Origin of the sequence: Neptunomonas sp. (assembly GCF_016744175.1) — a bacterium.
Lineage (GTDB): Bacteria > Pseudomonadota > Gammaproteobacteria > Pseudomonadales > Balneatricaceae > Neptunomonas.
In genome coordinates this window covers 149,973-163,033 of record NZ_JADGEV010000001.1, presented here as the reverse complement: position 1 = coordinate 163,033, position 13,061 = coordinate 149,973, and the positions used below count along the sequence as shown (strand labels likewise).

11 protein-coding genes are annotated in these 13,061 nt (G+C 39.5%); all 11 read right to left on the bottom strand.

All coding sequences use genetic code 11. From position 1 onward, the window contains the following. Positions 1-990, bottom strand: coding sequence for a polysaccharide deacetylase family protein (locus QZZ55_RS00765; RefSeq protein ID WP_293264273.1), 990 nt, complete (start codon positions 988-990; stop codon positions 1-3). Positions 991-999: 9 nt separating this feature from the next. Beyond that, complete coding sequence (locus QZZ55_RS00760) at positions 1,000-2,271, bottom strand: putative O-glycosylation ligase, exosortase A system-associated (protein WP_293264271.1); 1,272 nt, start codon at positions 2,269-2,271, stop codon at positions 1,000-1,002. After that, positions 2,264-3,364 (bottom strand): glycosyltransferase, encoded by a 1,101-nt coding sequence (locus tag QZZ55_RS00755; protein WP_293264269.1) that lies wholly within the window; start codon positions 3,362-3,364, stop codon positions 2,264-2,266. The genes QZZ55_RS00760 and QZZ55_RS00755 overlap by 8 nt, the downstream gene beginning before the upstream one ends. A gap of 77 nt (positions 3,365-3,441) precedes the next feature. Continuing rightward, positions 3,442-4,650 (bottom strand): TIGR04063 family PEP-CTERM/XrtA system glycosyltransferase, encoded by a 1,209-nt coding sequence (locus QZZ55_RS00750; protein WP_293264267.1) that lies wholly within the window; start codon positions 4,648-4,650, stop codon positions 3,442-3,444. A gap of 23 nt (positions 4,651-4,673) precedes the next feature. After that, a complete protein-coding gene (locus tag QZZ55_RS00745; protein WP_293264265.1) occupies positions 4,674-6,575 on the bottom strand; it encodes an XrtA/PEP-CTERM system amidotransferase in 1,902 nt (633 codons plus the stop codon). A gap of 52 nt (positions 6,576-6,627) precedes the next feature. Beyond that, entirely contained in the window at positions 6,628-7,770 is a 1,143-nt protein-coding gene (locus QZZ55_RS00740; RefSeq protein WP_293264263.1) for a TIGR03088 family PEP-CTERM/XrtA system glycosyltransferase, read from the bottom strand. Continuing rightward, a complete protein-coding gene (gene xrtA, locus QZZ55_RS00735; protein WP_293264261.1) occupies positions 7,767-9,335 on the bottom strand; it encodes an exosortase A in 1,569 nt (522 codons plus the stop codon). Before xrtA ends, QZZ55_RS00740 begins: the two co-directional genes overlap by 4 nt. Further along, positions 9,332-10,552, bottom strand: coding sequence for a TIGR03087 family PEP-CTERM/XrtA system glycosyltransferase (locus tag QZZ55_RS00730; protein ID WP_293264259.1), 1,221 nt, complete (start codon positions 10,550-10,552; stop codon positions 9,332-9,334). Before QZZ55_RS00730 ends, xrtA begins: the two co-directional genes overlap by 4 nt. Then, positions 10,552-11,559 (bottom strand): FemAB family XrtA/PEP-CTERM system-associated protein, encoded by a 1,008-nt coding sequence (locus QZZ55_RS00725; RefSeq protein ID WP_293264257.1) that lies wholly within the window; start codon positions 11,557-11,559, stop codon positions 10,552-10,554. The genes QZZ55_RS00730 and QZZ55_RS00725 overlap by 1 nt, the downstream gene beginning before the upstream one ends. Before the next feature lie 106 nt (positions 11,560-11,665). After that, positions 11,666-12,526: an XrtA system polysaccharide deacetylase gene (locus QZZ55_RS00720; RefSeq protein WP_293264255.1), complete on the bottom strand. Its 861-nt coding sequence runs from the start codon at positions 12,524-12,526 to the stop codon at positions 11,666-11,668. 160 nt (positions 12,527-12,686) lie between these two features. After that, the coding region (locus QZZ55_RS00715; protein ID WP_293264253.1) for an outer membrane beta-barrel protein at positions 12,687-13,061 on the bottom strand (375 nt) is incomplete at its 5' end.

Sequence of the window (13,061 nt, the reverse complement as noted above, 5' to 3'; positions counted from 1 at the left end):
TCAAAATTTTACCTTTTTTTGATTTAGTAATAATCTCAAGAAAAACTTATCTGCCCTCTTATCCCACGGTGTAAAACGCGCAAGCTGATAACAATCACTATTGCGCGTAGATACTCCCCATGTAGTAGAAACCGCAGCTTCAAATCCAGCTTCTTTTACGATTCTAATCTGATTTTCCAAATAATCGTGGCCTAATTTCCCGTTTGGGTATGCAAAATACTTTATCTTTTTATTAATAATATTTTCTAAGCATTTTTTCCCATCAAATATTTCTTGCTTAGCTTGAGCGTTATCTAGTTTTGCTAATATCGGATGACTAACTGTATGGCCACCAATCTCAACCCCGGCATCTGACAAGTTCTTAATTTGCTGGTCTGTAAGCATCAAATCACGAGGAAGGGTATGCTCTGCTAGAGATTCTATAAACTCAACGGCCTCTGCTCTACTTTCTATCTCACGATGTTTAATTTCTGTAAGAATCTCCTGTGCTGCTATTTTTTTGGACTCTTGATCATGAAGTGTATACTCACCGAGCCCTAGTTTTTGTAAATCGAGATGCTTATCTATTCCTTTAAGAGTCTCAACCACCGTGTCATTCCACATGCGGCCTCCATTTATAAAGCCTGTAGATATAAACACAGTAGCAGGAATATGCCATTTTTTCAGAATAGGTAAAGCACAACTTTCATTATCAGCATAGCCATCATCAAAAGTTACGCATATCGCATTTTCGGGCAATTCGCCTCGATTCATTAACTCTAAAGCATCAGCCAATGAAAGAGGATTAAAGTAACGTGAGATAATCGACATCTGCCAATCAAACTCTTCTACTGTTGGCTCTGATGGTCGCATAAAGTCATATTTAGGCAATACGCGATGATAAATCAGTATTGATAAATGCTGCTTACCCTTTGTCTTTAGTATGAAAGGCACAACCACGCTAAGGGCCTTAAAAATGCACTGCATCATCTTATTTACACCTAAAGTCATATTTAAATATTAAAGCATAGAATTTTTAAATTTTACTGGCGGAAGCTTTTCATTTTCCATATCAATTTGATGACTTATGAGTAAGGTTATTGCAACTAAGTGCCACGGCAAATCAAAATATGAGAGACTCAAAAATGCACCGCCTGTTAAGTATGCAATAAAGCTTATCTGCAACATTCTAGCCAATAGATTCTGTTGTTCCATACCAGGATCATCACGAGTACGTTTAATAATTCGTGACAAACTATTCCATGTGAACATTAATACTAAAAGAAACAGAAGAAGCCCTATCCACCCATGATCGGCTAATACATTAAAATAAATACTATGTGCGACAACCACCAACTCAGCGTCAGGTGAATACATAGCATATGTATTACTTGACCAAGAGTTAAACCCTCCTCCTAAAAGTCGGTCATTCGCTATATTGATACTGTATATCCATGCATTAATACGTCCCATCGCTGACACATCTTCTTCATAGTTACTTATTGTATCCATTCGTTCATGCCAACTTTCAGGCATAAAGTTCCACCCAGCAGCAACGATAAACAGGATAGCAAACGCAGATATAAACTTACTTTTTGTTTTAAGCCAATAAAATCCCAACACTGCAACAATCGCAATAAGAGCACCCCGTGATTGCGACCCAATGACGGATACTAAACTTAATAAAATGGCGCCTCCCATAGCATACTTTGCCCAGCGATTATTAAGCTGAACAAGTAGATAATACATCAGTGGGATAATCATTAAGCACGCTAATGCAAGCTCATTATTATCTTCTATAAAAGAGCCAGCAGGCCCCCAGACTCTAAATGCTCCACCAGAAGAAATAGTGAAAACACCACCTTTTATGCTATAGAACCCTATTGAAAGTGTTATTACCCAAATTAATTTATTTATTCTTTCTTGGTTAGTTATTAGAGCCATTGTTAAAAAAGTAAAAATTTGAATTTTTATAATACGTATGTATTGGTCGGCTGCAAAATCTGGATATATCGCAAAATATGTAGTTAATGATGCCCATATTAAGAATAAGACCCAGACAACTATCGTTCCGCTAAACGGGATTTTTTGTCTATCTTTATTAAATACAAACGCTATAAAAATAACAATGGCAATAATCTGAGCAAACGGCATATCGTAAGCAAAACCATAAGCCAACCTATGTGGGTTCATATAGCTTAACCATGACCACATTAATATCCCTATGTAGGGTCTGCGCAAAATAAATGGAATGCTTCCAAATACAATCAATGTTATAAGGATATCACGCATTAATATTCACTATCCTTTTATATAAACTAGTTTGATTTTTTATCGTTTGGTCCCATGAGAATTTTTTCGCGTATTCTCGTGTCAAACCTCTATCTACTTTTAATGATAAAGCCTTATTGATAGCCTTAACTAGACCAGAAGTGCTTCGCTCCTCTACTAGAACACCCGCCTCAGGAGACTTAACTAGTTCGGGGGTACCACCCACATTAGTTGCGACAACAGGGGTTCCGCAAGCCATTGCTTCTAATAGCACGTTAGCCCAACCTTCACGACTGGACGCCAGTACCAGCAAATCAGCCGAGCTGTATACCTCCACTAACTCTGCTTGCTTCAAGGTTCCCATAAAACGAACACGTTCCGACAACCCTAAAGTATCAACAAGAGCCTTAAGTGACCTATCTAATTCTCCACCACCAACGATAATTAGCTCGCAATCGGGAAGGTTTAACAAACTTTTTATAATAAGATCGTGACCTTTTAACTCTGTTAAATTCCCAACACTCAAGAGGGTAGTGCTTTCTAATGAGAGATTATTGCGCATTTCTTGGTAATTTTTCGGAGAAAATAACACGTCATCAACTCCATTTCTTAATACATGTATTTTTTTTTCTTCTGCACCTAAGGCAACCATTCTCTCTTTCAATGCAGAAGAAACAGTAATAGATGCATGGGCTTTTGATGCGGCCCATAAGATCATTTTTCGTGGCATTGAATAATTAGGAATTAAATTTATATCTGATCCCCTAGCAGAAATAACAAATGGCAACTTCAAAAAGTGTGAAGCAATTGCTACAGCAACACCATCTGGATAAAAGTAATGAGCATCGATTAAATCAAATTGATACCCCTGTTTTCTTACCTTAAATATAGTAAGAAAAATAGCCAATGCTAAAAAAAGTGGTGTGATGAGCATTCCAACTTTAGGGATAACCAAATAACGCGGATGATATATATCTACACCATTCCTATGTTCTTTCGATGGTATATCTACATACTGCGAATACTGACTGAAATGTTTACTTTTAAGAGGGAACCATGGAACGGGCGCAACAACAACTGCGTTAACTTCGCCGGTTTCCAGAATTTTTTTCAATCTAGTTTCTACGAAAATCCCATGACGATGTTGAACACTATTAGGGAATAGTGTCGTAACTACGAGTAAGTTAACCATTATCCGTTTTTATAAATCTTAGGGTATACATGTTCATACTGACCAACACTCACCGGCCAATTCCGTTGCTCTTCTACATATTTTCTTCCTTGTTGCTTGAAAGAAATCCAATCATCATTCTGATCCAGCATCTCAAGCACAACCCGCGCAAGATCTTGTTTATCCCCTGCTTTAAACAAACGACCGGTTTTACCGTCATCTATCAATTCTTTATGTCCACCTACATCTGATGCGACCACTAGTTTTCCTTGAGCCATCGCTTCAAGCGGCTTTAAAGGTGTTACTAATTCCGTTAAGCGCATTGCCAAACGGGGATAGATAAATATGTCCACCAAGCTATAGTAAGCCTGCACGTCGGTATGCGGAACGCGCCCTGTAGTCACTACATATTGCTGTAAATTTAGTGACTTAATTTTACTTTCTATTAAATCATTCTGTGGGCCACCACCTACCAACAACAAACGAATGTCCTGATTTTTACTAATCATCTCAGGCAAAGAGTCAAGCAAAAGGAGCAGTCCTTCATAAGCATAAAATGAACCGATAAACCCTAAAACCTTTTTACCCTGAAGCTGGAGCTTTTCTGCTAAAGCTTGGTCACAGTGAGTTATTACGCTAAATTTATCGATATCAACAGCATTAGGAATCACTGTTATTTTCTCGCGACCAATGCCTCTTGCTTCAATGTCTTTACGTAACCCTTCGCAAATCGTTGTTACCGCATCAGCATGTTTAAATACGTAAGTCTCGAGCGCTCTTGTAAGCTTGTATCGCACGCCATCTTCTTTACATGTACCGTGATCAACGGCCGCATCCTCCCAAAACCCCCGGCACTCATAAACTACCGGTATACCATATTTTTTTCCTGCTCTTAGTGCAGCGACGCCTGTTAGTGCAGGGGAATGAGCATGCAGAATATCCGGATTCGTTTCTTCTATTACTTCATAGACTCTTTTTGTTAGCTGATCAATAATGGATAACTGATTGAACAATGGCAGCTTATCAAGGAAAGAAGCCTTAGCAGGCGTCCTGTAAAACAAAAACTCTTCTACACTTTCTACAGGCGCAGAGTCTAGCGTGTGCTTACCAGACGTAACATGCACGGTTTCCCACCCTAAGGCACGCTGCTGCTTTAATATTGAGCGAGTCCGAAATGTATACCCACTATGCAGTGGAATCGAGTGGTCTAGAATGTGTAAAATTTTCACGTGTTATCTTTCCCTTATCTGGATCAAGCCGCAATATCGAGTTCACGTTCAAGAAATGCATTAAACATTAGCAAACTCCAAATAATCACGCTGTAGTCGCGCGCTCCACTTTGGTGCTGCTTAATGACTTGCTCGATAAATTCCATATTAAAAAGGCCGCTCTGGCGTATCGTATCGCCAAGTAAACTTTCATTTACTTTCTCTTTCAACGGTCCTCTAAACCATTTAGCAAGAGGCACTCCAAATCCCATTTTGGCACGATACAGCACGTCATTAGGCAGGTATGGCTCCAGTGACTTTTTAAGCGCGTATTTTCCTTCTTGTCCTTTCAATTTTAGGTTTGATGGTAAGCCTGAGACCCACTCAATAAATTTATGGTCTAATAGCGGAACTCGAACTTCTAGCGCATGCGCCATACTTGCTCGATCAACTTTGGTAAGAATATCGCCTACTAGATACGTTTTCATATCTAGGTATTGAATGAGTGACAACGGGTCTTGTGTCGGTGCATTAGCCACATATTCATTAAAAACTTCTATCGACTTATACCCTTTTAGAGCAGTTTTTAACTTGTCACTAAACAACTGATCACGCTGCTCTTCTGATAACAAAGAAACGGTATGTAAATACGCTTCAACGGAGCTTCTTGCCAGCCCTTGGAAAGTAGTTTTAGCTCTAAATACTCGTGGAGCCCAATCTGCTTTAGGGTACAACTTCCCTAACATACCAAATACGGGCTTTCTGACACTCAGCGGTATAGCCGCTCTTAGCTTTTCTTCATTCATATGCCAGCGATAACGACGGTAACCCGCAAAGTTCTCATCACCACCATCTCCGGATAAAGCTACAGTAACCTGTTTTTTTGCAAGCTGGCATACACGATAAGTCGGTATAGCGGAACTATCTGCATAAGGCTCATCATATAAATCGGCCAATGTATCTAACAGGTCAAAATCATCACTACCAACAAGACCTTCAAAATGATCCGTTTTATATTGATCAGCTACCTGTTTGGCAAATTCTGTTTCGTTAAACTGCTTTACATCAAAGCCTATAGCACACGTATGTACCGGTTTTTCTTGCAACTGAGCCATCATGGCAACAATCGCACTAGAGTCAACTCCACCAGACAGAAAAGCACCTAATGGAACTTCAGCAACCATACGTACATCAACCGCATCTCTCAGGCGCTCTATAAGCTCTGCTTTTAAGCTTTCTTCTGATGCGTAATTGACAGGCGTAAACGGTATATCCCAGTATTTTTTAGGTTCAATGGCACTAGAGCCATGCTTCATTAACAACGTATAACCAGGGCGAAGCTTATAAACCTCTTTAAAGATAGTTTTCGGTTCAGGGACGTAACCGAACGTAAAGTAATTCTCTATAGAAGTGGGATCAATCTCCCTAGGTAGGTTATCAAGGGATTTGAGTGCCTTCAGCTCTGAACTAAAAGCAAATGAGCCATCAGGTAGTGCAGTATAAAATAAGGGCTTTATCCCCAAACGGTCTCTAGCAAGAAAAAGTGTTTGCTGGTTTCTATCCCAGATAGCAAATGCAAACATCCCTCTAAAATGTTCAACACACGCCTCTCCCCACTCTTCCCAAGCATGAACAATTACTTCAGTATCGCAATGCGTCTTAAACTGGTGTCCACAAGCTTTAAGTTCTTCAGAAAGCTCAGGAAAGTTATAGATTTCACCGTTGTATGTAACGACGACAGATCCGTCTTCGTTAAACAAAGGTTGCTGACCGCTGGACAAGTCAATGATGGACAACCGACGATGTCCAAAACCAACGCCAGGTTCGATGTGAATTCCCCCTTCATCTGGACCACGATGAAATTGGGTTTCATTCATTCGCGAAATAAGCTCACGTGAGAACTCTCTTTTACCTGTTAAATCGAAAACGCCAACGATTCCACACATCGGTTTTAATTATCCTTCTCTACTCTTACTCTGATTGATCGGCTGCTACTTTTTACTTCAATAACCCATCATAAACTGCTAAGTAATTGGCTACGGTTATATCCCAATGAAACTGCCTCTGGACTTTAGCTAAACCAGCAGCACCCATTGCGGATAGCTTGCTCTTATCGTTGACGATATCCAGCAAAACTCGCGCCATTTCTTCACTATTACCCACTGGTACTAATATACCGGTGTGATGATCTTCTATTAGCTCTGGGTTACCTCCCACCCGTGTTGCTACAACAGGCAAGCCAGTCGCCATCGCTTCTAATACTGTATTTGATATACCTTCACCAAGAGACGGCAATACAAAAATATCCATAGACCTAAGTAAATCAGGTATATCCTTCCTATCCCCTGCCAACCAAATCTTATCTTCTAAACCTAAGGCACTAACCTGCTCCTTTAATGCCGTAAAAAGTGGACCATCTCCGACGATTACTAATCGCAACTTATCTGATATATCAGAATCACATTTAACAAGAATATCGAACGCTTTTAAAAGAGTAAGCTGATCTTTAACTGCTGCGACCCGGCCAACAGTGCCAATAACCAAACAGCCTTTTGCAAACTCAGGTGGTAGAACGTCTGTTTTTATGGTGTCGTCTAATTGGTTAAAGCGTGTTAAATCAACACCATTGTACAGCTGCTGAACCTTTTCTCTGGGAATATTTACCGTTGTCAACAGCCAATTTTCAAGATCCTGGCTGACTGCAATATAGCGATGCACCACATAACTCATAACCTTTCTTAAACGGTTATATTTTTTATTCTGTCCATGTAAATCATAAATATCTCTACCATGCTCGCCATGAACACGCTTAACGCCAGGTAATAACAAAGTGAGAGCTTGCATCTCTAAAGCAGCAAGATTACGGGTATGCACGATATTTGGTTTTAGCGTCCAAAGTAACTTTTGTAAACGCCAGTACACTCCTAAATCATGCCCCTCTCGTTTATGGAGTTCGATAACGATGACGTTTGGTGCTGTTATTCTTTTTGCAAAATCAGTTGCATGCGTTAGACAGATAATGACATGTCGATATTTATCAGTAGGCATGCGGTTGATAATATTAACCAAGCCATTTTCTAACCCTCCAGTTCCTAGGGCATAGATGATATGAGCTATTAGAGGCGGCTTATTAGTTTTCATTTTGTTTTAGCTACTTTTCTTTCAACCGCTTTTTCCATTTGAGGCAGCATCTTCTGTACAAAATTCTCTAATACAACCGATCGTTTATCAATGCTTTCACTTTCATTAAAGGGTAAAGCAAAAATAACTTCACCCTCATCCTGTCGAGCAAATGTTAATCGATTAAATCCCTCGAGAAGCTTAGCAATATATCTATTTGAGGTGTAATGCTCACCAATACGATACCAAGACCATACAAGTAACTGGGTGTCTGTTGCCTTTAGCAACGTTTCATTAATTTCTAGATTATCTTCGCCAATTTGTATTGATCTCTTATTATTACCGACTATTCGCCAATCACTCTGATCAGAACTTAGTAATGTATTTTGCGAGCTAATCAGCTCTACTCCTTTTTCTCTGACAAATAAGTACTGTAAGTAGACACCGATTTGCACCTTTCCTTTTTCGAAAAATTTCTCCGTTTTTTCTGCTGCTTGATTATTAGGAGCCCAGTCCCATCGAACCTGATCTAGTGATTCCCACCCATTTATCTCACCAAAAGACAGCTTATCCGTGGCATCATTCGTTCGGTATGAATTGTCATCAATGATATGTGCAAGTGCTGGCCAAATACCAATTAGACAAAGAGAAAGGAAAAATGCTTGCAGGGTTTTTGGGAAACTATAATTAGTATTGCTCTCTGTAGCTGGTGACTCAACACCTTTAAAGGAATCAGCATCATCACGAAACCTAGAACCCGCTAAAATCATCAAAAATATTATAATGCCGAAAAACAACCAGCCATAAACCAAATGATCTACACCTGTGGCAATAGTCATATCACTAACATGGCCAAGCATTACAATCATGTAAGCTCTTAAGCCATTAGCTATAATAGGTACAACTATTGAAACTGCTATAAATAATAGGCGTTTTTTTAAGCTGCTATAAGTAAGGTATGCATACAAACAACCCAAGGTAAGAGAAGCAATTAAATATCTAATGCCACTACAAGCTTCAACAACAGACCAATGACCTGTAGGCAAAGAAAAAAACAGCCCTTCTCGATAAACAGGTACACCCGACAACCTGACCAAACCTATAGTGAAGTCAGCAGTAAACTCCATCATCATCGGTACTAAATCTTCACCAAACGGAATAAGGAAGACCAAAAAAGCCAATGGAAATGCTATAGCCCAAGCAATACGATTGCCTAGGATAGCCCAAACTCCACCAATGAATGCAGTAACCCATGCTAGTTGTTGTACAACAGTAGCATCGACCAAATGACCTAATAGCCACAAAAAACCTGCACCAACGAGGGACAACATTCCTATTAGGGAAGGCTTAGGAGACAATCCCCGTAAGTAGTTTTTTTTCTCCCAAACAAGCCAGATAGAAATGGGTAAGATTAAGAAAGCATGGGTGAAAGTTTCAGACCGAATCCATATAGAAACCATAGATTCGACGGTGCCATAAAAAAAAATAGTTAATAAAACAAGATAGGCTATTACTGAAGGCAGAAAATAACGCCACGATGTCTGCTGTTTTGCGACTTCCATATTATCCTTTAGCGCACTAGTCATGACAGCCTCTGCTGCAGGTTATTTTCCAAGTGTTCCATTACTACAGGTAGACTTTCAGACCAGTTAAAATCTGTTTTCACTCGTACTCTAGCCGCCCTTCCGAGACTTACTGCTCTAGATTCCGTTATTTCATTTATTGCCTGTATATACTCATCAGCAGTATCGGCAACTAAAACCTCTACTTCATTCTTAGCACTAATGCCCTCCAACCCCATTGTGCTCACTATAACTGCTTTTTCCATAGCCATAGCTTCCAACACTTTGTTTTGAATCCCTCTAGCAACTCTCATAGGAGCAACACAAAGATATGAATATTCAATATAAGGCCTGATATCTTCAACGCGCCCTGTGACAACAACACCATCAATCTGTGCAAGCTGGCGTACTTCATCGCTTGGATTGCTTCCTACAATATAAAACACTAATGCAGGATTATGATGATACAAAGCAGGAAACACCTCTGCTACAAACCATTTTACAGCATCTATATTTGGCCAGTAGTCCATTGCACCGGTGAAAACAACCGGCCTTGTATTTATAGAGTAAGGATTAGGCAGATCACCAGACACTGAAAAATATTCGCTATCTACACCATTATTGTAAAAGCCAACCTTATTTTGCGAATGTACAATTTTTTTCTTAAACATCTCAGCCTCAGCAGACGAGACGAAAAAACTTGTGTCGAAATCATTCACAGCATCTCTTTCATATTCCAGCAGCGTTCTAGCTTCACGCTGATAAACCCAACTCATAGGCCACGTTTTCATAGTGGAGTACTGCTTCCATTTATCAGAGTCGATATCAACTAGATCAATGATTTTGTTGTCTAATTTAATACCCGGATCTGCCAAAAACTGAGCCATTACAGATGAAACAACCATAGCTTTTTTGATTCCATGGGTCTTAACCGTAGAGTTAATCCATTGCTGCAGCGGTTTGCTATTATAATAAGGCACTGATAGTGCTTCACCTGTAAAAAAGCCTTTAAGACACTTGATTTTTGCCTGCAAAGGGTCAAGCTTTATAAAGTGACTGCTCTTACACATAGCATCCACATCTGATACGTATTTCCAATCCAATGGGTCATCAATAAAGGAGCCCAAATGGACATCATAGTGCTCTACTAAAAATTTTAACAAATGATAAGCGCGAATTTTATCTCCTTTATTAGGAGGATACGGAATTCGATGACATAGTAATAACAGAGCAGGCTTCATTATCCTAAACTCCTAGATAATAAAGGTCCTAATTTATTTGCAACAGGAACAGGGAGCTTTTTCCACATATCTATAAAAAGCTTATATTTAGGATTGTTCGGGTTCACTTCGGGTATTGAGTCAGCCTTTACCAAATAATATTCATAATGAAGATTTTCAGGTTCAAAGCCCCACCCTTTTTTGAATAGAAATGGGCCAGTACCTTCTTTACTACGTCCGAAATCAAATAGCTTCACCCCTTCATCAGCTGAGCGCCTCATCAACTCCCAATACATAAAATCATGTGCTTTATGTGCTTTTGCCGAATCATAACTACCGGCATAGTAAGGTAATACTTGGTCTTTAAAATAAAAACTCATCAGGCCAGCTACATCTTTTCCCTCATGAGTAATCATTAGCACCCTACAGTCATCTTTAAAAACTTCCCTAAGCACCCGAAAGTATTTTGCAGAAAAAACTGGAGTCCCTAGATTACGAACGCTCTCAGCATACGTGTTATAAACACGCTCCCAACCATTATCTTCTTCACTGATTAATTCGCCCTTTATACCCTGGCGAATCATCGCTCGCCTTTTACGGGGAATAGCCAACATATTCGCTTCATTATCATCAGAAATTGAACGACGAAACGTATAATATAATGATTTAGTTGGCCAATCTTGGCCCGATGCTAATGTATTTCTTAACTCAAGGGAGTCAACTTTTAACTCTTTAGCTAGCAAAGTAGCAGACTCTATTAATAGACTTGCAGCCTCTGAATTATCGGCAATCACACCACCATAAACACAAAAGGGAAGTGAAACTAAATTGTTTCCGAATAAAAAACTTTTCACTTGCGCTAATGGCAAAATGCCTTCAATCTCACCATCTCTTTCTGCAAAGAGAAATTGAACATTATGCCCAAATGATTCTTCGAGTACCCGCTTCCAACCGGCACGATGGAAGAAAGTTGAGGAGTCATTGTTCTCAACATATGCATCCCACCTAGCTATATCTTTACTTTGCAATGCTAAGACTTCGAGACTCATGAGTACTCCATTACATTTTCATTTTAGGCTTTTAGCCTTTGATGTTAACAATTCAATAACGTTCAGCGAGCTAAACTATTGCGTGCTACTTACGAGAAGTATTATCTAGAAATATCTCATCCATTCGACCCCAACGAAAATCTTCCAATAAATACTCTAGACGGCCATGCATTTTAGACAAATTAAGGTAATGTCTAAAACGAGTTTTCAACGTAATACCATCAATCTTTGGCTGATGTGGGTCTATTTCCCATGGATGAAAATAAAAATTACATGGCATATTTTCTTCACTGTTAACCTGTTTTAATGCCCAGCGTGTAAACCCATAAGGAAATAACCGAAACCATCCGCCACCCCCACAGTTAATATTACGCCCAAGAACAGGAATCGTTGTTACCGGAATTTCTAGCAGCCGCCCATCAGCAACCTCAAATGCAAACCTGGAAGCATCTGGCATGCCATAATGGTCATGCTTAATCGGCACTATACTAGAACTATAGAGGTACCCTTCATCAGCTAAAACATCTAACGCCCAGAAGTTTTTTTCACAAATGGAATAACTCGGAGCACGATAGCCTTTGATAACATGACCGGATATATCTTCTAAAACAGACTTAGCACGTGATACATCATGCCTAAACTCATCTCTATTTTGATTGGTAGCACGCTGATGGTCCCAGCCATGACTAGCAAGCTCGTGCCCTTGCTCGATGATGCGATGAATCATCATAGGATACCGCTCAGCTAACCATCCCAATGTAAAAAACGTTGCTTTAGTATTATGAGCATCAAATAATGCTAAGATCCGATCAATATTTTCTTCAACACGACTTGAATGGCTTGCCCAATTATTTCTTGACACTTGTTTCTCAAATGCAGAGACCTGAAAATAGTCCTCAACATCTACAGTCATTGCATTAACAACTGGCCTTTTATTTTCCTGCATATCTTGCACTCTAAATCGAAATATAACAGGCATAATAACGCACAACGAAGAGGTATATTCCTAATCATTTCAACCAAGAATATTGCCTAATAATTAAAGCCTACGGAGGCGTATACACTGCACAAGGTTAAAAAATAATAATAACTTTCGCTACAAACCTTTATAAGCTCGATTTAAAGGAGAGCTGCAATCGATTCTCTTTATAATCATTACTCAAATCATCAGACTCTCGATCAACAAGCCTATAAGTAAGCTTCAAGTCGCTATCGGCACTCAGTTTTCGTGTTACACCTAGACTGTATTCTGCTGTTACAGCGTCTGCTGTTCCTATGCGCTGCTGCTGGCTTAAAGAGTAGCCAGCAACTGTTTCGAGTTTTCTTGATAACTTTCGGGTCATCGAAACATTATATTTTTCTAATGTTTCGTCCGGACGCCCATCTTCATACTTCTGAACGGAATGACTACCCGCCAATGTTAGTGAGCTTCGCTTTCCTGTCAAAGTATAAGACAAGCTTAAAGCTTCGTTTACAAAAAC

Coding starts and splice junctions, on each gene's coding strand:
- QZZ55_RS00765 (WP_293264273.1), bottom strand. CDS start 990: ATGACTTTAGGTGTAAATAAGATGATGCAGTGCATTTTTAAGGCCCTT.
- QZZ55_RS00760 (WP_293264271.1), bottom strand. CDS start 2,271: ATGCGTGATATCCTTATAACATTGATTGTATTTGGAAGCATTCCATTT.
- QZZ55_RS00745 (WP_293264265.1), bottom strand. CDS start 6,575: ATGTGTGGAATCGTTGGCGTTTTCGATTTAACAGGTAAAAGAGAGTTC.
- QZZ55_RS00740 (WP_293264263.1), bottom strand. CDS start 7,770: ATGAAAACTAATAAGCCGCCTCTAATAGCTCATATCATCTATGCCCTA.
- xrtA (WP_293264261.1), bottom strand. CDS start 9,335: ATGACTAGTGCGCTAAAGGATAATATGGAAGTCGCAAAACAGCAGACA.
- QZZ55_RS00730 (WP_293264259.1), bottom strand. CDS start 10,552: ATGAAGCCTGCTCTGTTATTACTATGTCATCGAATTCCGTATCCTCCT.
- QZZ55_RS00720 (WP_293264255.1), bottom strand. CDS start 12,526: ATGCAGGAAAATAAAAGGCCAGTTGTTAATGCAATGACTGTAGATGTT.